General features: G+C 51.5%; 14 protein-coding genes and 9 pseudogenes. 4 read left to right on the top strand and 19 right to left on the bottom strand.

Annotation, left to right across the window (positions count from 1 at the left end):
* Positions 1-50: 50 nt before the first annotated feature.
* From L0P89_RS17045 to L0P89_RS02735, 5 genes and pseudogenes are all read right to left on the bottom strand, one after another.
* The gene (locus L0P89_RS17045) at positions 51-2,936 is read right to left on the bottom strand and encodes a Calx-beta domain-containing protein (protein WP_409557570.1); all 2,886 of its coding nucleotides are present in this window, start codon (positions 2,934-2,936) and stop codon (positions 51-53) included.
* 30 nt (positions 2,937-2,966) lie between these two features.
* Positions 2,967-3,548 (bottom strand): annotated as a pseudogene (locus tag L0P89_RS17040) (Calx-beta domain-containing protein); the annotation flags it as partial.
* 161 nt (positions 3,549-3,709) lie between these two features.
* A pseudogene (locus tag L0P89_RS17035) lies at positions 3,710-3,883 on the bottom strand (Calx-beta domain-containing protein); the annotation flags it as partial.
* A gap of 125 nt (positions 3,884-4,008) precedes the next feature.
* Positions 4,009-5,634: pseudogene (locus L0P89_RS02740) on the bottom strand (Calx-beta domain-containing protein); the annotation flags it as partial.
* 78 nt (positions 5,635-5,712) lie between these two features.
* Positions 5,713-5,979 (bottom strand): annotated as a pseudogene (locus tag L0P89_RS02735) (Calx-beta domain-containing protein); the annotation flags it as partial.
* A gap of 12 nt (positions 5,980-5,991) precedes the next feature.
* On the opposite strand from L0P89_RS02735, the gene L0P89_RS02730 reads away from it, so the two are divergent.
* The gene (locus L0P89_RS02730; RefSeq protein ID WP_235266869.1) at positions 5,992-6,219 is read left to right on the top strand and encodes a hypothetical protein; all 228 of its coding nucleotides are present in this window, start codon (positions 5,992-5,994) and stop codon (positions 6,217-6,219) included.
* Here the strand turns inward: L0P89_RS02730 and L0P89_RS17030 are convergent.
* The 9 genes and pseudogenes from L0P89_RS17030 to L0P89_RS02700 form a co-directional block, all read right to left on the bottom strand.
* Positions 6,141-6,383, bottom strand: a pseudogene (locus L0P89_RS17030) (Calx-beta domain-containing protein); the annotation flags it as partial. The gene L0P89_RS02730 and the pseudogene L0P89_RS17030 sit on opposite strands and share 79 nt — an antisense overlap.
* Positions 6,289-6,663, bottom strand: a complete 375-nt coding sequence (locus L0P89_RS17025; RefSeq protein WP_409557561.1) for a Calx-beta domain-containing protein — start codon at positions 6,661-6,663, stop codon at positions 6,289-6,291. The pseudogene L0P89_RS17030 and the gene L0P89_RS17025, both read right to left, overlap by 95 nt.
* Positions 6,664-6,836: 173 nt before the next feature.
* Positions 6,837-7,010 (bottom strand): annotated as a pseudogene (locus L0P89_RS17020) (Calx-beta domain-containing protein); the annotation flags it as partial.
* 125 nt (positions 7,011-7,135) lie between these two features.
* Positions 7,136-7,630: pseudogene (locus L0P89_RS17015) on the bottom strand (Calx-beta domain-containing protein); the annotation flags it as partial.
* Between the two features lie 48 nt (positions 7,631-7,678).
* Positions 7,679-8,062, bottom strand: a pseudogene (locus tag L0P89_RS02715) (Calx-beta domain-containing protein); the annotation flags it as partial.
* Between the two features lie 423 nt (positions 8,063-8,485).
* Positions 8,486-8,836, bottom strand: coding sequence for a Calx-beta domain-containing protein (locus tag L0P89_RS02710; RefSeq protein ID WP_235267981.1), 351 nt, complete (start codon positions 8,834-8,836; stop codon positions 8,486-8,488).
* 73 nt (positions 8,837-8,909) lie between these two features.
* Positions 8,910-9,182, bottom strand: a pseudogene (locus tag L0P89_RS17010) (Calx-beta domain-containing protein); the annotation flags it as partial.
* 65 nt (positions 9,183-9,247) lie between these two features.
* Positions 9,248-10,825 carry a Calx-beta domain-containing protein gene (locus tag L0P89_RS02705; protein ID WP_235266865.1) on the bottom strand — a complete coding sequence of 526 codons (1,578 nt, stop codon included), beginning with the start codon at positions 10,823-10,825 and terminating at the stop codon, positions 9,248-9,250.
* On the bottom strand, positions 10,800-14,426 hold the full coding sequence (locus tag L0P89_RS02700) for a Calx-beta domain-containing protein (RefSeq protein ID WP_235266864.1): 3,627 nt from the start codon (positions 14,424-14,426) through the stop codon (positions 10,800-10,802). Before L0P89_RS02700 ends, L0P89_RS02705 begins: the two co-directional genes overlap by 26 nt.
* Positions 14,427-14,848: 422 nt before the next feature.
* Here L0P89_RS02700 and L0P89_RS02695 point away from each other — a divergent pair, with 422 nt between their 5' ends.
* Positions 14,849-15,397: a ClpP family protease gene (locus L0P89_RS02695; protein ID WP_235266863.1), complete on the top strand. Its 549-nt coding sequence runs from the start codon at positions 14,849-14,851 to the stop codon at positions 15,395-15,397.
* Between the two features lie 298 nt (positions 15,398-15,695).
* Entirely contained in the window at positions 15,696-17,036 is a 1,341-nt protein-coding gene (locus L0P89_RS02690) for an FAD-dependent oxidoreductase (protein ID WP_235266862.1), read from the top strand.
* Positions 17,037-17,092: 56 nt separating this feature from the next.
* Here L0P89_RS02690 and L0P89_RS02685 read toward each other — a convergent pair whose 3' ends face one another.
* Both L0P89_RS02685 and L0P89_RS02680 read right to left on the bottom strand, forming a co-directional pair.
* The gene (locus tag L0P89_RS02685) at positions 17,093-17,872 is read right to left on the bottom strand and encodes a zinc ribbon domain-containing protein (protein ID WP_235266861.1); all 780 of its coding nucleotides are present in this window, start codon (positions 17,870-17,872) and stop codon (positions 17,093-17,095) included.
* Positions 17,873-17,875: 3 nt separating this feature from the next.
* A complete protein-coding gene (locus tag L0P89_RS02680) occupies positions 17,876-18,970 on the bottom strand; it encodes a Nif3-like dinuclear metal center hexameric protein (protein WP_235266860.1) in 1,095 nt (364 codons plus the stop codon).
* A gap of 286 nt (positions 18,971-19,256) precedes the next feature.
* Between L0P89_RS02680 and lpxK the strand changes: the two genes are divergently transcribed.
* A complete protein-coding gene (lpxK, locus tag L0P89_RS02675; RefSeq protein WP_235266859.1) occupies positions 19,257-20,276 on the top strand; it encodes a tetraacyldisaccharide 4'-kinase in 1,020 nt (339 codons plus the stop codon).
* Here lpxK and L0P89_RS02670 read toward each other — a convergent pair.
* Genes L0P89_RS02670 through lipA form a run of 3 tightly spaced genes read right to left on the bottom strand, consistent with a single transcriptional unit; the run spans position 20,248 to position 24,401 of the window.
* Positions 20,248-22,425 (bottom strand): response regulator, encoded by a 2,178-nt coding sequence (locus L0P89_RS02670; RefSeq protein ID WP_235267980.1) that lies wholly within the window; start codon positions 22,423-22,425, stop codon positions 20,248-20,250. The genes lpxK and L0P89_RS02670 overlap by 29 nt on opposite strands.
* A gap of 41 nt (positions 22,426-22,466) precedes the next feature.
* On the bottom strand, positions 22,467-23,477 hold the full coding sequence (gap, locus tag L0P89_RS02665; protein WP_235266858.1) for a type I glyceraldehyde-3-phosphate dehydrogenase: 1,011 nt from the start codon (positions 23,475-23,477) through the stop codon (positions 22,467-22,469).
* Positions 23,478-23,525: 48 nt separating this feature from the next.
* Complete coding sequence (gene lipA / locus L0P89_RS02660) at positions 23,526-24,401, bottom strand: lipoyl synthase (RefSeq protein ID WP_235266857.1); 876 nt, start codon at positions 24,399-24,401, stop codon at positions 23,526-23,528.
* Between the last annotated feature and the right edge of the window lie 20 nt (positions 24,402-24,421).

Genomic DNA, 24,421 nt, shown 5'->3' with positions numbered 1-24,421 from the left:
GATAAAAAAAAATCCCGGCATGGTCGGCCGGGATTTTTCAGTGGTTGTTATTACTTACTGGTTCCGAGATAGATAAACCCATTGATAGGCTCAAAATCTGCCTCGTTCACGGAAATGATATAATAATAGGTGCCAGCTGGAAGCATTCCTGAATTACCAAACGAGTTGTTTGGTGAGAATCCACCCCAGTTGTTTTCATAGTTCCTTGATTCAAAGACCTTGTCTCCCCAGCGGTTGAATAGCATTACATTGAAAGTATAATTGCAATACTCCACTCCGGTAATTTCGAACACATCATTGATACCATCGCCATTGGCGGTTACCGTTTTGGAAACCTGTATCTCATCTCTTCCACATGGTACACAATCACTATCGACCTTGATGGTAAAATCAACATAGTACTTACAAGTACCTTCGGTAGAACTGTACGATATCAGATAGTCGCCTACTTCAAGGTTTGCAGGATTGAACGTGCTGCCATCCAAAATGACATTACCGTTCATGACTTCGAATACACCATTGGTGTCAAATGACTCTGGAAGATGGTCTATAAGATCAATCGGATCATCTTCGACACATATTTCTATGGTCACCTCTTCCAATTGTGGTTGCATTACAAAGATGACCTGCTCAAAAGTGGCCATATTGCCGCATGAGTCAGTGACCTCCCAGGTTCTGGTAATCATATAATCATCAGTGTCATCAGAGAATACGGTATCTTCCGTAAAGTCTACTTGATAATTGCCGCAACCGCCCATGAAGGTCAATTCTGGTACCTCAGGCACATCATCTCCGCACATGATCGTGATTTGCTCCTCATAGTCACTAGCTGTAATCGGACCTGTTGGATTAATGGTGATCACCTGTGTGTGACTATTTACATTGCCCGCACAATCGGTCGTTGACCAGGTTCTGGTAATCATATAACCCTGTGAACAGTTCGCATCGTTAGTGATGGTCTCATCATAGGTTACCGATACATCGGTATCACAATTGTCGATTGCGGTAAGTGTGGCGGCATCGGGCACTTCGTTACACATTACCGTCATACTTTGCGGCAATTCTTCCACGAAAACAGGTGCCTCTGTGTCCTCAACCGTAATGGTCTGTACATGAACCGTTTGGTTGCCAGCACAATCCATGGCCGTCCACGTTCTGGTGATCATATAATTCGAACCGCAGCTATCCGTATCGGTAATCTGCTCATCGAACGTAACGAAGGCATCGTTGTCACAGTTGTCGATGGCCGTCAATGTTTCAGCCTGTGGTACACTGTCACATGATACGGTCATATCACTTGGCAGCGCTTCCACAAAGTTTGGTGCTTCATCGTCAACTACTGTAATGGTCTGTACGTGTACACGAACATTATCAACACAATCGGTGATGGTCCACGTTCTGGTGATGGTGTACTCTGTGGCACAACCATCGTCTTGACCTGTAATGGTCTCTTCAAAGACTTCTGTATAGTTGCATCCGTCGGCATTCAATGTGATTACGGGTACCGTTGGCACGTCATCACAGTTAGCGGTTACATCGCCTGGGAAATCATTATCACTATCATTGTCGATAATGTTTCCGGTCGCGGTGTCGCCGTTGATGCCTATGACATTGGGCGAAAGATTTGACAATACGACTTGATATGATTCTGTATTCTCAACGATTACATCATCGATAATTGGAACAATAATATCATAATTCTCGCCATCATTACCAGCAAAGGTCAACGTTGCGCTGGTCGATGTATAGTCATCAGGACTGATGGCAAAATCATCCACAGTTGTATAATCTACTGTAAATCCATTTTGAACATCTCCTGTCAGACGTACCGTAAAGATAGCTGTGCCTGCATCTTCATCAACCGTTACCTCGGTGCTGTCAAATGATAGGCCCGTAACCCCAGGAATGTTATCGTTGTCCAGTATGTTGCCCGTGGCGGTGTCGCCGTTGATGCCTATCAGGGTGGTCGACAGGTTGTCCAGCAGCACGGTGAAGTCCTCGGTGGGCTCGATCAGGCTGTCGTCGATGATGGGCACGGTGATGTCGTAGCTCTCGCCGTCGTTGCCGGTGAAGTTGAGCGTTCCGCTGACGTCGGTGTAGTCGCCGGGCTCTCCCGCGCTACCGTCGTTGGTGGCGTAGTCCACGGTGAACCCCCCCTGTACGTTGCCCGTGAGCCTGACGGTGAAGGTCGCCGTTCCGTCGCCCTCGTTCACGGTGACGCTGGTGGCGTCGAAGGCTATGCCGTTCGACCCGCCGCCGTCGTTGTCCAGTATGTTGCCCGTGGCGGTGTCGCCGTTGATGCCTATCAGGGTGGTCGACAGGTTGTCCAGCAGCACGGTGAAGTCCTCGGTGGGCTCGATCAGGCTGTCGTCGATGATGGGCACGGTGATGTCGTAGCTCTCGCCGTCGTTGCCGGTGAAGTTGAGCGTCCCGCTGACGTCGGTGTAGTCGCCGGGCTCTCCCGCGCTACCGTCGTTGGTGGCGTAGTCCACGGTGAACCCCCCCTGTACGTTGCCCGTGAGCCTGACGGTGAAGGTGGCCGTTCCGTCGCCCTCGTTCACGGTGACGCTGGTGGCGTCGAAGGCTATGCCGTTCGACCCGCCGCCGTCGTTGTCCAGTATGTTGCCCGTGGCGGTGTCGCCGTTGATGCCTATCAGGGTTGTCGACAGGTTGTCCAGCAGCACGGTGAAGTCCTCGGTGGGCTCGATCAGGCTGTCGTCGATGATGGGCACGGTGATGTCGTAGCTCTCGCCGTCGTTGCCGGTGAAGTTGAGCGTTCCGCTGACGTCGGTGTAGTCGCCGGGCTCTCCCGCGCTACCGTCGTTGGTGGCGTAGTCCACGGTGAACCCTCCCTGTACGTTGCCCGTGAGCCTGACGGTGAAGGTCGCCGTTCCGTCGCCCTCGTTCACGGTGACGCTGGTGGCGTCGAAGGCTATGCCGTTCGACCCGCCGCCGTCGTTGTCCAGTATGTTGCCCGTGGCGGTGTCGCCGTTGATGCCTATCAGGGTGGTCGACAGGTTGTCCAGCAGCACGGTGAAGTCCTCGGTGGGCTCGATCAGGCTGTCGTCGATGATGGGCACGGTGATGTCGTAGCTCTCGCCGTCGTTGCCGGTGAAGTTGAGCGTCCCGCTGACGTCGGTGTAGTCGCCGGGCTCTCCCGCGCTACCGTCGTTGGTGGCGTAGTCCACGGTGAACCCTCCCTGTACGTTGCCCGTGAGCCTGACGGTGAAGGTGGCCGTTCCGTCGCCCTCGTTCACGGTGACGCTGGTGGCGTCGAAGGCTATGCCGTTCGACCCGCCGCCGTCGTTGTCCAGTATGTTGCCCGTGGCGGTGTCGCCGTTGATGCCTATCAGGGTGGTCGACAGGTTGTCCAGCAGCACGGTGAAGTCCTCGGTGGGCTCGATCAGGCTGTCGTCGATGATGGGCACGGTGATGTCGTAGCTCTCGCCGTCGTTGCCGGTGAAGTTGAGCGTCCCGCTGACGTCGGTGTAGTCGCCGGGCTCTCCCGCGCTACCGTCGTTGGTGGCGTAGTCCACGGTGAACCCCCCTGTACGTTGCCCGTGAGCCTGACGGTGAAGGTGGCCGTTCCGTCGCCCTCGTTCACGGTGACGCTGGTGGCGTCGAAGGCTATGCCGTTCGACCCGCCGCCGTCGTTGTCCAGTATGTTGCCCGTGGCGGTGTCGCCGTTGATGCCTATCAGGGTGGTCGACAGGTTGTCCAGCAGCACGGTGAAGTCCTCGGTGGGCTCGATCAGGCTGTCGTCGATGATGGGCACGGTGATGTCGTAGCTCTCGCCGTCGTTGCCGGTGAAGTTGAGCGTCCCGCTGACGTCGGTGTAGTCGCCGGGCTCTCCCGCGCTACCGTCGTTGGTGGCGTAGTCCACGGTGAACCCCCCTGTACGTTGCCCGTGAGCCTGACGGTGAAGGTCGCCGTTCCGTCGCCCTCGTTCACGGTGACGCTGGTGGCGTCGAAGGCTATGCCGTTCGACCCGCCGCCGTCGTTGTCCAGTATGTTGCCCGTGGCGGTGTCGCCGTTGATGCCTATCAGGGTTGTCGACAGGTTGTCCAGCAGCACGGTGAAGTCCTCGGTGGGCTCGATCAGGCTGTCGTCGATGATGGGCACGGTGATGTCGTAGCTCTCGCCGTCGTTGCCGGTGAAGTTGAGCGTCCCGCTGACGTCGGTGTAGTCGCCGGGCTCTCCCGCGCTACCGTCGTTGGTGGCGTAGTCCACGGTGAACCCCCCCTGTACGTTGCCCGTGAGCCTGACGGTGAAGGTCGCCGTTCCGTCGCCCTCGTTCACGGTGACGCTGGTGGCGTCGAAGGCTATGCCGTTCGACCCGCCGCCGTCGTTGTCCAGTATGTTGCCCGTGGCGGTGTCGCCGTTGATGCCTATCAGGGTTGTCGACAGGTTGTCCAGCAGCACGGTGAAGTCCTCGGTGGGCTCGATCAGGCTGTCGTCGATGATGGGCACGGTGATGTCGTAGCTCTCGCCGTCGTTGCCGGTGAAGTTGAGCGTCCCGCTGACGTCGGTGTAGTCGCCGGGCTCTCCCGCGCTACCGTCGTTGGTGGCGTAGTCCACGGTGAACCCCCCCTGTACGTTGCCCGTGAGCCTGACGGTGAAGGTGGCCGTTCCGTCGCCCTCGTTCACGGTGACGCTGGTGGCGTCGAAGGCTATGCCGTTCGACCCGCCGCCGTCGTTGTCCAGTATGTTGCCCGTGGCGGTGTCGCCGTTGATGCCTATCAGGGTTGTCGACAGGTTGTCCAGCAGCACGGTGAAGTCCTCGGTGGGCTCGATCAGGCTGTCGTCGATGATGGGCACGGTGATGTCGTAGCTCTCGCCGTCGTTGCCGGTGAAGTTGAGCGTCCCGCTGACGTCGGTGTAGTCGCCGGGCTCTCCCGCGCTACCGTCGTTGGTGGCGTAGTCCACGGTGAACCCCCCCTGTACGTTGCCCGTGAGCCTGACGGTGAAGGTCGCCGTTCCGTCGCCCTCGTTCACGGTGACGCTGGTGGCGTCGAAGGCTATGCCGTTCGACCCGCCGCCGTCGTTGTCCAGTATGTTGCCCGTGGCGGTGTCGCCGTTGATGCCTATCAGGGTGGTCGACAGGTTGTCCAGCAGCACGGTGAAGTCCTCGGTGGGCTCGATCAGGCTGTCGTCGATGATGGGCACGGTGATGTCGTAGCTCTCGCCGTCGTTGCCGGTGAAGTTGAGCGTCCCGCTGACGTCGGTGTAGTCGCCGGGCTCTCCCGCGCTACCGTCGTTGGTGGCGTAGTCCACGGTGAACCCCCCCTGTACGTTGCCCGTGAGCCTGACGGTGAAGGTCGCCGTTCCGTCGCCCTCGTTCACGGTGACGCTGGTGGCGTCGAAGGCTATGCCGTTCGACCCGCCGCCGTCGTTGTCCAGTATGTTGCCCGTGGCGGTGTCGCCGTTGATGCCTATCAGGGTTGTCGACAGGTTGTCCAGCAGCACGGTGAAGTCCTCGGTGGGCTCGATCAGGCTGTCGTCGATGATGGGCACGGTGATGTCGTAGCTCTCGCCGTCGTTGCCGGTGAAGTTGAGCGTCCCGCTGACGTCGGTGTAGTCGCCGGGCTCTCCCGCGCTACCGTCGTTGGTGGCGTAGTCCACGGTGAACCCCCCTGTACGTTGCCCGTGAGCCTGACGGTGAAGGTGGCCGTTCCGTCGCCCTCGTTCACGGTGACGCTGGTGCGTCGAAGGCTATGCTTCGACCCGCCGCCGTCGTTGTCCAGTATGTTGCCCGTGGCGGTGGTCGCCGTTGATGCCTATCAGGGTGGTCGACAGGTTGTCCAGCAGCACGGTGAAGTCCTCGGTGGGCTCGATCAGGCTGTCGTCGATGATGGGCACGGTGATGTCGTAGCTCTCGCCGTCGTTGCCGGTGAAGTTGAGCGTCCCGCTGACGTCGGTGTAGTCGCCGGGCTCTCCCGCGCTACCGTCGTTGGTGGCGTAGTCCACGGTGAACCCCCCTGTACGTTGCCCGTGAGCCTGACGGTGAAGGTGGCCGTTCCGTCGCCCTCGTTCACGGTGACGCTGGTGGCGTCGAAGGCTATGCCGTTCGACCCGCCGCCGTCGTTGTCCAGTATGTTGCCCGTGGCGGTGTCGCCGTTGATGCCTATCAGGGTGGTCGACAGGTTGTCCAGCAGCACGGTGAAGTCCTCGGTGGGCTCGATCAGGCTGTCGTCGATGATGGGCACGGTGATGTCGTAGCTCTCGCCGTCGTTGCCGGTGAAGTTGAGCGTCCCGCTGACGTCGGTGTAGTCGCCGGGCTCTCCCGCGCTACCGTCGTTGGTGGCGTAGTCCACGGTGAACCCCCCCTGTACGTTGCCCGTGAGCCTGACGGTGAAGGTGGCCGTTCCGTCGCCCTCGTTCACGGTGACGCTGGTGGCGTCGAAGGCTATGCCGTTCGACCCGCCGCCGTCGTTGTCCAGTATGTTGCCCGTGGCGGTGTCGCCGTTGATGCCTATCAGGGTTGGTCGACAGGTTGTCCAGCAGCACGGTGAAGTCCTCGGTGGGCTCGATCAGGCTGTCGTCGATGATGGGCACGGTGATGTCGTAGCTCTCGCCGTCGTTGCCGGTGAAGTTGAGCGTCCCGCTGACGTCGGTGTAGTCGCCGGGCTCTCCCGCGCTACCGTCGTTGGTGGCGTAGTCCACGGTGAACCCCCCTGTACGTTGCCCGTGAGCCTGACGGTGAAGGTCGCCGTTCCGTCGCCCTCGTTCACGGTGACGCTGGTGGCGTCGAAGGCTATGCCGTTCGACCCGCCGCCGTCGTTGTCCAGTATGTTGCCCGTGGCGGTGTCGCCGTTGATGCCTATCAGGGTGGTCGACAGGTTGTCCAGCAGCACGGTGAAGTCCTCGGTGGGCTCGATCAGGCTGTCGTCGATGATGGGCACGGTGATGTCGTAGCTCTCGCCGTCGTTGCCGGTGAAGTTGAGCGTCCCGCTGACGTCGGTGTAGTCGCCGGGCTCTCCCGCGCTACCGTCGTTGGTGGCGTAGTCCACGGTGAACCCCCCTGTACGTTGCCCGTGAGCCTGACGGTGAAGGTCGCCGTTCCGTCGCCCTCGTTCACGGTGACGCTGGTGGCGTCGAAGGCTATGCCGTTCGACCCGCCGCCGTCGTTGTCCAGTATGTTGCCCGTGGCGGTGTCGCCGTTGATGCCTATCAGGGTGGTCGACAGGTTGTCCAGCAGCACGGTGAAGTCCTCGGTGGGCTCGATCAGGCTGTCGTCGATGATGGGCACGGTGATGTCGTAGCTCTCGCCGTCGTTGCCGGTGAAGTTGAGCGTCCCGCTGACGTCGGTGTAGTCGCCGGGCTCTCCCGCGCTACCGTCGTTGGTGGCGTAGTCCACGGTGAACCCCCCCTGTACGTTGCCCGTGAGCCTGACGGTGAAGGTGGCCGTTCCGTCGCCCTCGTTCACGGTGACGCTGGTGGCGTCGAAGGCTATGCCGTTCGACCCGCCGCCGTCGTTGTCCAGTATGTTGCCCGTGGCGGTGTCGCCGTTGATGCCTATCAGGGTGGTCGACAGGTTGTCCAGCAGCACGGTGAAGTCCTCGGTGGGCTCGATCAGGCTGTCGTCGATGATGGGCACGGTGATGTCGTAGCTCTCGCCGTCGTTGCCGGTGAAGTTGAGCGTCCGCTGACGTCGGTGTAGTCGCCGGGCTCTCCCGCGCTACCGTCGTTGGTGGCGTAGTCCACGGTGAACCCCCCTGTACGTTGCCCGTGAGCCTGACGGTGAAGGTCCCGTTCCGTCGCCCTCGTTCACGGTGACGCTGGTGGCGTCGAAGGCTATGCCGTTCGACCCGCCGCCGTCGTTGTCCAGTATGTTGCCCGTGGCGGTGTCGCCGTTGATGCCTATCAGGGTGGTCGACAGGTTGTCCAGCAGCACGGTGAAGTCCTCGGTGGGCTCGATCAGGCTGTCGTCGATGATGGGCACGGTGATGTCGTAGCTCTCGCCGTCGTTGCCGGTGAAGTTGAGCGTCCCGCTGACGTCGGTGTAGTCGCCGGGCTCTCCCGCGCTACCGTCGTTGGTGGCGTAGTCCACGGTGAACCCCCCTGTACGTTGCCCGTGAGCCTGACGGTGAAGGTGCCGTTCCGTCGCCCTCGTTCACGGTGACGCTGGTGGCGTCGAAGGCTATGCCGTTCGACCCGCCGCCGTCGTTGTCCAGTATGTTGCCCGTGGCGGTGTCGCCGTTGATGCCTATCAGGGTGTCGACAGGTTGTCCAGCAGCACGGTGAAGTCCTCGGTGGGCTCGATCAGGCTGTCGTCGATGATGGGCACGGTGATGTCGTAGCTCTCGCCGTCGTTGCCGGTGAAGTTGAGCGTCCGCTGACGTCGGTGTAGTCGCCGGGCTCTCCCGCGCTACCGTCGTTGGTGGCGTAGTCCACGGTGAACCCCCCTGTACGTTGCCCGTGAGCCTGACGGTGAAGGTGGCCGTTCCGTCGCCCTCGTTCACGGTGACGCTGGTGGCGTCGAAGGCTATGCCGTTCGACCCCCGCCGTCGTTGTCCAGTATGTTGCCCGTGGCGGTGTCGCCGTTGATGCCTATCAGGGTGGTCGACAGGTTGTCCAGCAGCACGGTGAAGTCCTCGGTGGGCTCGATCAGGCTGTCGTCGATGATGGGCACGGTGATGTCGTAGCTCTCGCCGTCGTTGCCGGTGAAGTTGAGCGTCCCGCTGACGTCGGTGTAGTCGCCGGGCTCTCCCGCGCTACCGTCGTTGGTGGCGTAGTCCACGGTGAACCCCCCCTGTACGTTGCCCGTGAGCCTGACGGTGAAGGTCGCCGTTCCGTCGCCCTCGTTCACGGTGACGCTGGTGGCGTCGAAGGCTATGCCGTTCGACCCGCCGCCGTCGTTGTCCAGTATGTTGCCCGTGGCGGTGTCGCCGTTGATGCCTATCAGGGTTCGACAGGTTGTCCAGCAGCACGGTGAAGTCCTCGGTGGGCTCGATCAGGCTGTCGTCGATGATGGGCACGGTGATGTCGTAGCTCTCGCCGTCGTTGCCGGTGAAGTTGAGCGTCCCGCTGACGTCGGTGTAGTCGCCGGGCTCTCCCGCGCTACCGTCGTTGGTGGCGTAGTCCACGGTGAACCCCCCCTGTACGTTGCCCGTGAGCCTGACGGTGAAGGTCGCCGTTCCGTCGCCCTCGTTCACGGTGACGCTGGTGGCGTCGAAGGCTATGCCGTTCGACCCGCCGCCGTCGTTGTCCAGTATGTTGCCCGTGGCGGTGTCGCCGTTGATGCCTATCAGGGTGTCGACAGGTTGTCCAGCAGCACGGTGAAGTCCTCGGTGGGCTCGATCAGGCTGTCGTCGATGATGGGCACGGTGATGTCGTAGCTCTCGCCGTCGTTGCCGGTGAAGTTGAGCGTCCCGCTGACGTCGGTGTAGTCGCCGGGCTCTCCCGCGCTACCGTCGTTGGTGGCGTAGTCCACGGTGAACCCCCCCTGTACGTTGCCCGTGAGCCTGACGGTGAAGGTCGCCGTTCCGTCGCCCTCGTTCACGGTGACGCTGGTGGCGTCGAAGGCTATGCCGTTCGACCCGCCGCCGTCGTTGTCCAGTATGTTGCCCGTGGCGGTGTCGCCGTTGATGCCTATCAGGGTTGTCGACAGGTTGTCCAGCAGCACGGTGAAGTCCTCGGTGGGCTCGATCAGGCTGTCGTCGATGATGGGCACGGTGATGTCGTAGCTCTCGCCGTCGTTGCCGGTGAAGTTGAGCGTCCCGCTGACGTCGGTGTAGTCGCCGGGCTCTCCCGCGCTACCGTCGTTGGTGGCGTAGTCCACGGTGAACCCCCCCTGTACGTTGCCCGTGAGCCTGACGGTGAAGGTGGCCGTTCCGTCGCCCTCGTTCACGGTGACGCTGGTGGCGTCGAAGGCTATGCCGTTCGACCCGCCGCCGTCGTTGTCCAGTATGTTGCCCGTGGCGGTGTCGCCGTTGATGCCTATCAGGGTGGTCGACAGGTTGTCCAGCAGCACGGTGAAGTCCTCGGTGGGCTCGATCAGGCTGTCGTCGATGATGGGCACGGTGATGTCGTAGCTCTCGCCGTCGTTGCCGGTGAAGTTGAGCGTCCCGCTGACGTCGGTGTAGTCGCCGGGCTCTCCCGCGCTACCGTCGTTGGTGGCGTAGTCCACGGTGAACCCCCCCTGTACGTTGCCCGTGAGCCTGACGGTGAAGGTCGCCGTTCCGTCGCCCTCGTTCACGGTGACGCTGGTGGCGTCGAAGGCTATGCCGTTCGACCCGCCGCCGTCGTTGTCCAGTATGTTGCCCGTGGCGGTGTCGCCGTTGATGCCTATCAGGGTGGTCGACAGGTTGTCCAGCAGCACGGTGAAGTCCTCGGTGGGCTCGATCAGGCTGTCGTCGATGATGGGCACGGTGATGTCGTAGCTCTCGCCGTCGTTGCCGGTGAAGTTGAGCGTCCCGCTGACGTCGGTGTAGTCGCCGGGCTCTCCCGCGCTACCGTCGTTGGTGGCGTAGTCCACGGTGAACCCCCCCTGTACGTTGCCCGTGAGCCTGACGGTGAAGGTGGCCGTTCCGTCGCCCTCGTTCACGGTGACGCTGGTGGCGTCGAAGGCTATGCCGTTCGACCCGCCGCCGTCGTTGTCCAGTATGTTGCCCGTGGCGGTGTCGCCGTTGATGCCTATCAGGGTGGTCGACAGGTTGTCCAGCAGCACGGTGAAGTCCTCGGTGGGCTCGATCAGGCTGTCGTCGATGATGGGCACGGTGATGTCGTAGCTCTCGCCGTCGTTGCCGGTGAAGTTGAGCGTCCCGCTGACGTCGGTGTAGTCGCCGGGCTCTCCCGCGCTACCGTCGTTGGTGGCGTAGTCCACGGTGAACCCCCCCTACGTTGCCCGTGAGCCTGACGGTGAAGGTGGCCGTTCCGTCGCCCTCGTTCACGGTGACGCTGGTGGCGTCGAAGGCTATGCCGTTCGACCCGCCGCCGTCGTTGTCCAGTATGTTGCCCGTGGCGGTGTCGCCGTTGATGCCTATCAGGGTGGTCGACAGGTTGTCCAGCAGCACGGTGAAGTCCTCGGTGGGCTCGATCAGGCTGTCGTCGATGATGGGCACGGTGATGTCGTAGCTCTCGCCGTCGTTGCCGGTGAAGTTGAGCGTCCCGCTGACGTCGGTGTAGTCGCCGGGCTCTCCCGCGCTACCGTCGTTGGTGGCGTAGTCCACGGTGAACCCCCCCTGTACGTTGCCCGTGAGCCTGACGGTGAAGGTCGCCGTTCCGTCGCCCTCGTTCACGGTGACGCTGGTGGCGTCGAAGGCTATGCCGTTCGACCCGCCGCCGTCGTTGTCCAGTATGTTGCCCGTGGCGGTGTCGCCGTTGATGCCTATCAGGGTGGTCGACAGGTTGTCCAGCAGCACGGTGAAGTCCTCGGTGGGCTCGATCAGGCTGTCGTCGATGATGGGCACGGTGATGTCGTAGCTCTCGCCGTCGTTGCCGGTGAAGTTGAGCGTCCCGCTGACGTCGGTGTAGTCGCCGGGCTCTCCCGCGCTACCGTCGTTGGTGGCGTAGTCCACGGTGAACCCCCCCTGTACGTTGCCCGTGAGCCTGACGGTGAAGGTGGCCGTTCCGTCGCCCTCGTTCACGGTGACGCTGGTGGCGTCGAAGGCTATGCCGTTCGACCCGCCGCCGTCGTTGTCCAGTATGTTGCCCGTGGCGGTGTCGCCGTTGATGCCTATCAGGGTGGTCGACAGGTTGTCCAGCAGCACGGTGAAGTCCTCGGTGGGCTCGATCAGGCTGTCGTCGATGATGGGCACGGTGATGTCGTAGCTCTCGCCGTCGTTGCCGGTGAAGTTGAGCGTCCCGCTGACGTCGGTGTAGTCGCCGGGCTCTCCCGCGCTACCGTCGTTGGTGGCGTAGTCCACGGTGAACCCCCCCTGTACGTTGCCCGTGAGCCTGACGGTGAAGGTCGCCGTTCCGTCGCCCTCGTTCACGGTGACGCTGGTGGCGTCGAAGGCTATGCCGTTCGACCCGCCGCCGTCGTTGTCCAGTATGGTTATTTCACCCGAGTTGTCATTAATGGGGGGGGTGTTGGTGCCCGAAGACAGGTTTACGTTAAAAGCTTCGGTAAATTCAATGACCGAATCGTCGTTGATAGTGATATCAATGTTCATCACCTCGCCATGCGAGCCTACAAAAGATAATGCGTTCGAAGCCTGTACATAATCACCCGGTTCGACGGCATCTCCGTCAGCGGTATCGTAGTTTACTGTGAACCCACTTGCTATAAAACCGACATGGGTAACCTGAAGGGTAGCGGTTCCCACATTTTCGTTTACGGTAATATCATTTATGGAAAGACCGAGCGGGTCGCCATCTTCGGTCACGAAGATATTCTGTATATGTTGTATCGAGTTTCCGGCACAGTCAGAGGCCGTCCATGTTCTAACAATGGTATAGGTAGTGCTGGAATTGTCGCCTATATAGGTTTCATTGAAATTGACCGATGCGTTCGTATCGCAATTATCGGTAGCCGTTAAGGTTGCTGGAGATGGAATGTTATCATAAGGAGCAACCGTATCGCTTGGAAGCGCCTCAACGAAACTTGGATCTTCTATGTCTTCAATAGTGATGACTTGGGTAAAAGTATCACTGACCCTACCACAGGCATCTGTAAAGGTAAAAGTATTGGTATATGTGCCTTCTGAATCACAACCAGGATTGGGCGCAAAGCTTCCGGCTACCTTATTAAGTGTGAAATTACAGAATTCTGTTTGGGGTTCGAGTGCCTGTGCGGCATTTAATGCTGCTGTGTCATCACAAGAAACGGTTCTGTTCAAAGCATCGGCAGCCGTGATCCAATTGACTTGATCGGGTTGATTAATGTCAACAATCGTTGGGTCGTGATTGCCAATGCCACAAGAATCTGTTGTACCCGAACTGTCAGTGGTTACTGGATTTGTATTGGTGACACCCCTAAATGTAGCTGTTGCTTGCATCGCAAAAGTTGCTGAGCAAGCAGACTCTAAAAAGTAGCACTGATCTTTAATCAGAACATTGAAATCGAGTGTGTATAACGGATTTCCAACATCAGTATTTCCGTTTGGAACGAAAAATCGCAATTCCCTTGTGGTAGAATTGAAGTTGTGCGTTACACCAGGGGGTAGGGTTTCTGTATCTACAAAATCAACCTCTGGAGGCAAGGTTGTAAATATTTCAAGGTCTTGAATATCATCATTGCCAGAGTTTTCAATACTTAAGGTCATTTGAACTTGGTCGCCAGGATTAAAACCTCCTCCAGAAGAGGACGAGGTGAAATTCAAGGCACCGAGACTTGGCTCATAGACTTCAACACTTAAGCCAATAAGATAAACCCCGTAGGTTTCTTGGTCTGAGGTAATTCTCAGTCTCGCAGATGTCTGGTTATTATCGATAAATTTATTACCACCATTTTTTAGATCAAAAACGGCAGCATCAAATCCAAGGGTATTGGTACTAGCAGGATTTCTATCGGTATAGTTTTGGTTATCAATGGTGATTCGACTATTAAAAAAATTGTTTTCATCCCTTAAAGTGGTGGAGAGATTTGACCATACACCATTGGTGTCAAAAATTTGCAATTGATCACCTGGTATGTCACGATCACCCTCTAATGAACCCAAGACGATATCTGCATTGACATTGCCATTGGGTACGGTTTGAAAGCCATTAAAATCGAACTCTACTTCACCTTGACTTTGTGTGATGTGAACATAGCCATCAAAAAGGGTCACATTTTTACCGAGAAGCTCGGTGCTTTCATATACAAAGACTATTTGCCATCCGCCAGAAGTACCGGTATGGCCGCCCCCATGTGAGTAGAGGTCACCCTCAGTGGCCTTTACGTTCGCAACCTGAAACTTGCCATATGGATTTGTCAACCCCTGTATCTCTGTTGTGATATCTTTTACACAGACATAGGGATCATTGACAAAATGGTCATCACGACCCCGATAGAGTACTTCGTCGGCAGTAATGGTTGTATAGGTTGTTTGACCAGGGAGCATGAGTTTAACTTGATTATAATTCCATGAAGGTTCATCACTGCTAGAACCTGTACCTGTTCCATCATCGTCATCGGGATCATAATTGTCATACTCTTTATCGGCGGCTGCCCAATACAAAAACACCTTTTTGAAGTTCAAGCAGCTTACTGCTGGTGCAGGATTAGAAAAGTTTGCACTACTTGAGTTAAAGGTGCTGGCATCAGAATCTATATCAACGAATACGTTGTTTGAAAAGTCATGATTGCCATCAGAGCCATTATATGCATTGGTGGCATGGCGAGACAAAACATTGTTCGCTATAATGGTCACATCTCCATTTATGGTCTCCGAATATCTTGGTGTAAAAGGAGTCTGAACTTGACCAAAGGAAGCCATTGAGATCAACAGCAACAATAAAAATACCGGTGTTTTGAATCGAGGGGTAGTTTTGCTTTTCATAGGCTTAGGTTTCAGGTGGCTTAAGTCCCTAGTCCAAAATCATATGAATCACAAGGCCAATTATAATCTCAGTAAATTCAAGAAAGTAGATTCATGCATGGCCAAGTTCATCAATTTTGGGATTAATCGTTATTTCGTAAGATTTGGTTTCAAATTGCTTACAAAGAAAACGGCAGCCCCGATTTTAGCAAAAATTAGACGTTGTGGTTCAGGTTATTATCGTTAAAAGTCTTGTTTTAAGATAAACGACACGGTTTTATCGATATTGGTAAAATGTTGTGTAACAGTGAGTTTTGTATGTAAAAATGGACGAAAACCATTAATTGTAAGAAATGTAGGAAAACAGTTTACCTAAAACAGCTCCAGCCGTTCAAATTGTACCGTAAAATGCCTAATTTTGGGGCTTAATTCGTAAAAAGTCTATGGGTTCAGAAAAAGGAAAAGTACAAGAATTGATACAAGGGCGGTTATTGGAAGAACGCAGGGTGTTTCTTTGGGGCATGGTAGATGATAGCTCTGCCAAACATGTCATTGACCGGCTATTGTATCTTGACCTTGTCAACAATAAGGAAATTCAACTTATCATCAATAGCCCCGGAGGATATGTTACCTCCGGTTTCGCAATTTATGATACCCTGAAACAAATAAAGAGTCCGGTGTCAACGATTTGCTCAGGATTGGCTGCCTCAATGGGGTCTATACTGTTATCTGCCGGTAAGAAGGGAAGAAGATTCATTCAGCCCCATGCACGGGTCATGATTCATCAGCCAAGTGGTGGAGCACAGGGCCAAGCCTCGAACATTGAAATCCAGGCACGGGAAATCATCAAGACCAAAGAATTGGGCGCCAAGATATTGGCCGAAAACTGTGGACAGGATTTTGAAAAAGTGATGAAAGATTTTGACCGTGATTACTGGATGGGAGCAGAAGAATCGGTTGAATATGGAATCGTCGATAAGATTTTGGAATAGCCTTTCTTATTTCTCGGAAATAAAAAAGTCCTTCGCATTAACTGTGAAGGACTTTTTCAATATATATAGACGCCAAAGCGGGATATTCTATTTTAGATACGAGTGTAGGTACTGTTTTGGATTATGACCTTGTTCTATTTTAAAGGATTCTACCAAATACTATTTTACTATCTTATTTCGATCGTTATTCAGATCAACTAAAGGATGCACGAATTTGTTTTTCCCCGTAGTCGTAATAAAAATGCTATGGGCTAATTTTAGTACTTTTGCCAACTAACTTTAAAATGCTACGTTCATAATGTCACAAGGCCCCAAGAACATTGCCATTGTAGGATCGGGCTTGGTAGGTTCGTTGTTGGCCATTTATCTCAGGAAATTTGGCCACAAAGTGACCATTTTCGACCGACGACCAGATATCAGAACCATTGATTTTTCGGGACGCTCCATCAATTTGGCCATGAGCAATAGGGGATGGAAGGCACTTCGTGAAGTGGGTATCGAAAATGAGGTTCGAAAAATTGCCATTCCACTTTACCGCAGGGCAATGCACGTGAACGATAGCCCCTTGTTTTTTCAAGATTACGGAAAAGAAGGTGAGGCCATTTGGTCAATCTCGCGGGGCGTATTGAACCGCAAGATGATTGATTTGGCAGAGCAAAAGGGAGCCGTTTTTAGATTTAATGAAAAGGTATGGGACGTTGACCTTCCAGAAGCTAAATTGTATACAGGCGAAACCGAAAAAAGTGAGTGGGAAGAATACGACTTTGACATAGTTTTTGGCTGTGATGGTGCTTTCTCTAGAATCAGGCATAAAATGCAGCGTCGTAGCCGATTTGATTACTCACAAGACTTTATCGATGTAGGGTATAAAGAGTTGACCATACCGGCAAATGATGACGGTACCCATAAGTTGGACAAAAATTCATTTCATATTTGGCCCCGTGGCAGGTTCATGCTCATTGCAATGCCCAATATCGACGGTAGTTTTACCTGTACCCTCTTTTTGCCTTTTGAAGGAGAGGTGTCGTTTGAGAAGTTGACCACCAAAAAGAAGGCTAAAACTTTTTTTAAAGAGCATTTTCCCAATGTCAGAAAGGTTATCGATAACCTAATAGATGATTTTTTTAAAAACCCCACCAGTGCTTTGGTGACCATGAAATGCTATCCTTGGACGTATTGGGACAAGGTGGCCCTTGTGGGTGATTCGGCGCATGCTATCGTACCCTTTTATGGTCAGGGTATGAATGCCGGTTTTGAGGATATTTTTGTACTGAGCCAGTTGATGAAAAAGCATGGTGATGACTGGGGGTCAATTTTTAGGGAATATGAACAACAACGTAAGCTCAATGCAGATGCCATTGCGGAACTCAGTTATCGAAACTTTGTGGAAATGAGCAGCAAAACGGCAAATCCAAATTTTCTGTTACAAAAGAAAATTGAAAAATGGTTTGCAGAAAGGCATCCTGACAAATGGATACCTGTTTATAGTAGGGTGACCTTTTCAGAAAGGCCTTATGCAGAAGCCTTGGCCATAGGCGACCATCAAGAAAAAATCATGCAAGAAGTGATGAAACTTCCCAATATAGGGGAAAAATGGAACTCTGAAGAAATCGAACAGAAGATATTGTCATTTCTCTAAATAAAGAACCACGCCTATCAAGCGTGGTTCTTTATCTCTTTATTGCTCGTTCTATTCTATAGCTTTTCGAAGAGTACTTCCATTTTTTGCTGCTCTTCTTCAGCCAACATCGGATCTACCAAAATACGGCCGCTGTGCTCGTCAGTGATGATTTTTTTACGTGACGCGATCTCAACCTGAACTTGTGGGGGTATTGTGAAGAAAGAACCACCTGAAGCGCCTCGTTCTACGGGTACCACTGCCAAACCGTTCTTGACATTGTGGCGAATGCGCTTATAGGCTTTTACCAATCTTTCCTCAATTTTTTCTTCAAATTCCTCTGATTTTTTAAGTAGGGCCTTTTCTTCCTTTTCAGTTTCAGCCAAGATGGCATCGAGCTCTCCTTTTTTGTGCTTGAGGTGTGCTTCTCTTTCGTTCAGTTTCTCTTTGGTATCTGCGACAACCTCTTTTTTCTGCTCAATTTGAGCTTTGAATTCTTTGATGTTCTTTTCGGCCAATTGAATTTCAAGTTCTTGAAATTCAATTTCTTTGCTCAATGAATTGAACTCACGGCTATTGCGAACATTTTTTTGTTGCTCGGTATATTTTTTGATCAAAGCCTTCGATTCTTCAATCATGTTTTTTTTGGCCGAGATTTCATAATTGACAGTCTCAACATCGGTCTTAAGTTTGTCGATGCGGGTCTTAAGACCCTGCACCTCATCTTCTAGATCCTCTACTTCTAAAGGCAGTTCGCCCCTGACGCTGCGAATCTCATCAACACGTGAGTCTATCAGTTGCAAATCGTAAAGGGCTCTCAATTTTTCCTCTACGGTTGCTTCTTTTTTCTTTGCCATATACTAAAAATACTTGATAGGATTAGTGTCACTTTCCGATAAAGCGATTGCAAAATTAGGAATTTTTTTCTTAAGAAAATCGTATATCAGATTTTTTGTAAACCGCTCTGATTCAAAATGTCCGATATCCATGATCACCATTTGATTTTCAGCCTTGTAAAACTCGTGGTATTTTAGGTCGGCCGTTATGAAAACATCGGCTCCCGAACGTTTTGCTGCCTCTATGGCGAAAGCGCCACTACCGCCCAGTACCGCTACCTTTCGAACCTTTTTGCCCAATAGTGCCGAATGTTTGATACAGCCTGTCTGCATTTTTTCCTTGACCAGGGCCAAGAACTCTTTTTCTCCGATGGGGCTATCAAGCTCACCAGTCATGCCCATGCCGATGTTCTGGTTTGAATTGTCAAGTGTAATCACCTCATAGGCCACCTCTTCATAAGGATGGTTTTTGAACAGGGTGGAAAGAATGTCTCCCTCTAGATGGGCAGGAAAGGTCATGCTTATCTGCACTTCATTCTCAAAATGGGTTTTTCCGATTTTCCCGATGGTCGGATTGGCATTTTCCCTTGGTTTGAAACTACCTGTTCCTTCAGTGGAAAAGCTACAATTTTCATAGTTGCCGATACTGCCTCCTCCTACTTCGAACAACTTATTACGCAGTGGGTCAGCGTCTTTGAGGGGGATATAGGTGGTCAGTTTTTTGATGGTCTTTGATTTTGGTATCAACATGCCACAATTTTTGAGTCCTAGAACCTCACAAATCTTTTTGTTCACCCCGATCATCGAGTTGTCTAAAGCCGTATGAATGGCAAAAATGGCCATTTGGCTTTCAATGGCCTTGACCACAACACGTTCGACATAGGTGCTTCCGGTAAGTTTTTTGAGTCCTGAAAAGATGATGGGATGAAAGCTGACAACCATATTACATTTCTTCTCAATTGCCTCGTCAATCACAATTTCGAGTGTATCATGGGTAACCAGAACACCCGTTACTTCTTGTTGCAGGTTGCCAACCAAAAGACCTGTATTGTCAAAACCTTCGGTGTAGTGCAATGGGGCCAGTTGCTCTAAGTTTTGAATGATATCCTTGACCTTCATTTTATTTGTATTGGGCGCTAAGAGCCTGTTCTTGAATTTATCAATTGTTTTTTTGTGCCTCTTCCCGCCTGCCCGGCGGGCAGGTTTGCGCGGCCAATGCATCATCTGGCTCCTCTTTCAAAAGCCAAATCGTTGGCCTTTTCTCTCGGCCCTGTCAAAATTTTAAACCGTAGCTAAGGCCACGCCTTAAAATTTTGCCTCATAATGTATCAAAAATGACCAATAAAAATTCCAATCACAAATTCCTGAACAGGCTTTAAAGATAAAATATTATAATTTCGCCCTGATGTATTTACTTAGGGTCATAGCTTTTCCCCTGTCGCTCCTCTATGCGGCGGTCGTTCATCTGCGCAATTACCTTTATGATATCGGTGTTTTCAAATCGAGGTCTTTTGAAACGCCCACTATTTGTATAGGAAATTTGGGCGTGGGAGGTTCTGGAAAGACTCCAATGACCGAATATTTGATCGAGATGCTCAAAAATGAGTATCGGTTGGCGGTACTGAGCAGGGGTTATAAACGAAAATCAAAAGGCTTTTTGATAGCACAGGCCGATTCAACGGTCGAAGATTTGGGCGATGAGCCCTATCAGATGTTCAAGAAGTTTCCTATGGTGACCGTTGCCGTTGACGCTGATAGAAGAAGAGGTATTTCATTATTGGAACAAGAAATAAAGCCCGATATCATTTTGTTGGATGATGCTTTTCAGCACCGCCGTGTGAACCCCGGTTTTTCGTTGCTTCTGACGTCATATGGAAATATCTATCCGAGAGATTGGTATCTGCCCACCGGAAATCTTCGCGATGCCAAAAGGGAAGCCAAAAGGGCCAATATTATTATTGTGACCAAATGCCCAAGAGAACTTGATGAAAGTGAACGCGAATCGATAATCGATGCACTTCGACCCAAACCACATCAAAAAATACTTTTTTGTGGCTTGGCCTATGATCCCCAATTAAAGGGTTCAAAAAACCCAATTGACCTTACAGCACTTAAAGACAAAACAGTTGCTTTGGTTACGGGCATTGCCAACCCTGACCCCCTTGTCAACTATTTGAAGGACCAAAATGTGCAGTTTAGACATCTAAGATATGCCGACCATCATTTTTTTTCCAATAACGAAGTTGACACTTTCAAGACATATGAAGTGGTACTGACCACCGAGAAAGATCATACAAGACTGGAAGAAAAGCTGGAAAATCTTTATTACTTGGAAGTAAGACATCATTTTTCTGAACAAGACGCCTTGGTTCTTAAGAATGATATCGAGCGGTATCTCAAGCTTTGTCGGCAATCTTTGACCTGAAGATATTTTCGCCAATTTTTTGATAGAAGACTTCTGGTTTGAAAGGCTTGGTCACCACATCGTTACAACCTGCCGCATAAAAACTGTCTAAGCTGTCATCTAAAGAGATTGCGGTCAGGGCGATAATGGGTATTTCTTTATCAAATTTGCGTATCTGGCGTGTAGCTTCCTCACCACTTATGCCCGGCATATGAATATCCATCAAAATGGCATCGTATCGGTTGGCCTTGGCCAGATCGATAGCTTCATTACCATTGTTTGCGATATCGCAGGTAATTTCTTTCTTGTTGAGCATTTTTTTGGTAATGACCTGATTGATCTTGTTGTCTTCGACTACCAGCACGTGTAGGCCCTTGAAATCAAATTCCTCTAAATTCAGCTCAAAAGAAACTTCTGCAACGGCTTTGTCTTCGGTTTTAAGTTCAAGTTCGAAGAAAAACGAGCTGCCTTTGCCCAAATCGCTCTCAAGTTCGATTTTGCTTCCAAAGAGACCCAACAAACTCTTGACAATGGTCAGGCCAAGTCCCGTGCCGCCATATTCTCGATTAATTTGAATAGATCCCTGCTCGAAACTGTCGAAAATGGTCTTTTGCTGCTCTTCAGAAATGCCAATACCATTATCCTTGACCTCAAAATAGAGCCTAATATCATCATGGTCTCTTTTGAGAAGTTTGGCAATGACATCTACCTGCCCATCTTTGGTAAACTTCAAGGCGTTTCCTATCAAGTTCATGAAAATCTGGGATATCTTCATAGGATCGCCCAACAGGTTTTGAGGAATCTGCTGATCGTAATGCAGATTGATTTTTGTTTTTTTCTCTTTTGCGTTCTGCTGTAATGAATCAATTACATCTGTCAGCACTTTCTTAAGCTTGAACTCAACGCTCAACGGCTCTACCTTATCTGCATCAATTTTATTGATCTGTAAAATATCATTGATGAAGTTCAGCAAATAGTCACCTGAAAACTTCAACGATTTGAGATGTTCTTTTTGGTGTTGGGCCGGATTTTCTTCGAGCAACAGATGGGTTAGGCCGGTCACCGCGTACAATGGTGTTCTTAACTCATGTGTTACGGTAGAAAGAAAGTTGGTCTTGGCCTTCATGGCTGAGATGGCCGAGTCTCTAGCTAATTCCAATTCTTTGTTTTTGGTATGCAGCAGATCGTTCGTTTTAAGCTTTATTTGGTTATTTCTGAACAATGATATGGCCAAAAGGGAGATAATGACCAAAAAGGCCGAGGTCAAAATAGCGGTAATCTCAGATCTATTGGCCGATTGGCTCAACTTTTCATTGTTTTCCGTCAATTTTGAGATTTCATCGCTCATATGGTTAAAGCGTATATTATCTGCTGTTTTGGCCTCTAGTTCTATTTTGTCAATAGTGAACAAAGAATCTTTTATTTGGGCCACGTTTCGATTATGCTCCAACGATTCGCGATATCTGTCCAATTGCTCATACAGCGTGGTCAACCATACATTTGCCAAAAGCATTTCTTTGAAAAAACCATTTTTCTCGGCCAACTCAAGTGCTGCCTCGGCATGTTTTACACTTTCTTCCGGTTTTTCAAGTTGTCGGTTTAATCGTGATAGGCCCAAATTGGCTTTGGTGGCCAAAAAGGCCCGCTCTTTTTCATCAGAGTTGACCAGCAGGGCATTGTAATTTTTTTCTGCGTCATCCAACTTGTCAATGTTCATGAAAATATAGGCCTCGACCAGTAGAATGTTGTTGAGTAAATTTCTATCATTGCTCAATTCGCGGGCCTCTTCCAGCATATTGATGGCCTGAAAATTATTTTCTGATTTGTAGAGCAATATCGCATTGATAAACTTATGAACGGCTTCACCATGGGGGTATGCCAAATCTTTTAGCAGAATACTGGCCCTTGCCAAATAAAACGAGGCGGTTTCGGAATCTTCACGGTCAAGATACAAAAGGGCGTATTTGTGGTACGTATCCAACAAAGCTTTGAAATCTTCATTCTTCTCGGCAAGCTCCGCAGCCTTATCAAGCGATTTCAAGGCTTGATCCAAATTGTTTTGGTGCCGAAATGCCATGACCTCATCAAAGATTTTCTGAATTTCAGGATTGGATATCGTATGATTTTGGGCAAAAGTGTGGGTAAGGCACATCAGTGCCAACAATGCCATTGAAAGCAAGCGGCCTATTTTTCTATTTGGATATTTGAATATCAAACGTAGTTTTTCTTGATAAGCAATTCAATTAAATCGATTATTCTTGAACAATAGCCCGTCTCATTATCGTACCATCCTATAACTTTAACCATTTTTCCGATTACGGATGTCATCTGAGAATCAAACGTACAAGAATGGCAACTATTGTTTATATCTACTGATACTATAGGGTCTTCCGTATAGAAAAGCACATTTTTCAGTCCATTTTCGGAAATACTTTTAAAAGTACTGTTTATTTCTTCAATCGAAGTCTGTTTTTTGACATTGAAGGTAATGTCGGTCAGCGACCCATTGGGCACTGGCACCCTGATACCGCAGCCGCCGATTACCTCTGAAAGTTCGGGAAAAATTCTGGTCAATGCCTTGGCGGCCCCCGTGGTGGTCGGAATGATTGACTGTGCAGCGGCCCTCGACCTCCTTAAATCACGATGTGGTCTATCGTGTAGGCTTTGGTCTGAAGTGTACGAATGTACAGTGGTGATATAAGCCTGTTCAATACCACATAGCTCGTTGATGACCTTTATCATCGGAGCTGCGTTGTTTGTGGTACATGAAGCGTTCGATATGATATCATCTTGGGCATCGAGTGTTTGTTCATTGACGCCAATGACAATCATTTTTATGTTTTCATCTATCGGTGGAACCGAGAGAATGACCTTTTTCGCTCCATTTCGTAGGTGGTGTTGCAATTCCTCCCTTTGCTTGAATTTGCCAGATGATTCAATTACAATATCAACTTGGAGTGATTTCCAATCGATTTCTTTCGGATGTTCATGGTTCAGCACTTTGGTTTTTCTGCTTTTCACCAAAATGCTATCTTCCTCATATGAGATTTCGCCTTCGAACGTTCCGTGTAGACTGTCATATTTCAGTAGATGGGCCAGGGTTTTCGCATTGCCCAGATCATTGACGGCTACCACTTGATACTCAGAATGCTTTTGCATCAATCTGAACAGCGTTCTGCCAATTCTTCCAAAACCGTTAATTCCGATATTGACCTTGGGCATTGTAACTGTTGTTATTGGTTTATGGTCTGTCGAAGTTCTTAAGAAGAATCAGTCAATATGCTTGTGAGCCTTGTACGATGAACGTACCAATGCCCCGCTTTCAACATGCCTGAAGCCCATTTCTAGGCCGATTTCCTCAAATTTCTTGAATTGTTCGGGCAGTATGAACTGTTTTACCGGCAAGTGCTTTTTTGAGGGCTGTAGGTATTGCCCAATGGTAACCACATCGACGTTTACATGTCTGAGATCTTTCATTGTTGCGATGACTTCATCCTCTTCTTCACCGAGACCGAGCATAATGCCCGATTTGGTGCGGTTGGCACCATTTTTCTTTAAATAGTCCAGAACACCGAGGCTACGCTCATATTTGGCTTGGATACGCACCTCTCGGGTCAGCCGCTTAACGGTTTCCATGTTGTGCGAGATGACTTCGGGGGCAACTTCTAAGATTCGGTCAAGATGTCTTTCTACACCCTGAAAATCAGGTATCAATGTTTCTAGGGTCGTCTCAGGGTTCATTCTTCTTATGGCCTTGACCGTTTCTGCCCAAATAATCGATCCCATGTCTTTGAGGTCGTCGCGATCAACAGAGGTAACAACGGCATGTTTGATGCCCATGATCTTTATGGAACGCGCTACTTTTTCAGGCTCGGCCCAATCCACGCTTTCAGGTCTGCCAGTTTTTACGCCGCAAAAACCACAAGATCGGGTGCAGATATTGCCCAAAATCATGAAAGTGGCAGTACCTTCACCCCAACATTCGCCCATGTTTGGGCAACTCCCCGAGGTGCAAATGGTATGAAGATCATATTTCTCCACAAGACCCCTCAATTGGGTATATTTTTGGCCTGTGGGCAATTTTACGCGCAGCCAATTCGGCTTCCGCTTTGGGGGCGATATGCTTTCAGCAACATCTGTTGACATAGCTAATAATTTGAACTACA

It is taken from the genome of Muricauda sp. SCSIO 65647 (genome assembly GCF_021534965.1).
Taxonomy (GTDB): Bacteria; Bacteroidota; Bacteroidia; order Flavobacteriales; family Flavobacteriaceae; genus Flagellimonas_A.
The sequence above is the reverse complement of the archived record's forward strand: the minus strand, read 5'-3'. Positions and strand labels throughout refer to the sequence as shown.

Bases quoted from the DNA above. Each gene is read 5' to 3' on its own strand.
- L0P89_RS02700 (WP_235266864.1), bottom strand. From the start codon at position 14,426: ATGAAAAGCAAAACTACCCCTCGATTCAAAACACCGGTATTTTTATTG.
- L0P89_RS02695 (WP_235266863.1), top strand. From the start codon at position 14,849: ATGGGTTCAGAAAAAGGAAAAGTACAAGAATTGATACAAGGGCGGTTA.
- L0P89_RS02690 (WP_235266862.1), top strand. From the start codon at position 15,696: ATGTCACAAGGCCCCAAGAACATTGCCATTGTAGGATCGGGCTTGGTA.
- L0P89_RS02685 (WP_235266861.1), bottom strand. From the start codon at position 17,872: ATGGCAAAGAAAAAAGAAGCAACCGTAGAGGAAAAATTGAGAGCCCTT.
- L0P89_RS02680 (WP_235266860.1), bottom strand. From the start codon at position 18,970: ATGAAGGTCAAGGATATCATTCAAAACTTAGAGCAACTGGCCCCATTG.
- lpxK (WP_235266859.1), top strand. From the start codon at position 19,257: ATGTATTTACTTAGGGTCATAGCTTTTCCCCTGTCGCTCCTCTATGCG.
- L0P89_RS02670 (WP_235267980.1), bottom strand. From the start codon at position 22,425: ATGGCATTGTTGGCACTGATGTGCCTTACCCACACTTTTGCCCAAAAT.
- gap (WP_235266858.1), bottom strand. From the start codon at position 23,477: ATGCCCAAGGTCAATATCGGAATTAACGGTTTTGGAAGAATTGGCAGA.
- lipA (WP_235266857.1), bottom strand. From the start codon at position 24,401: ATGTCAACAGATGTTGCTGAAAGCATATCGCCCCCAAAGCGGAAGCCG.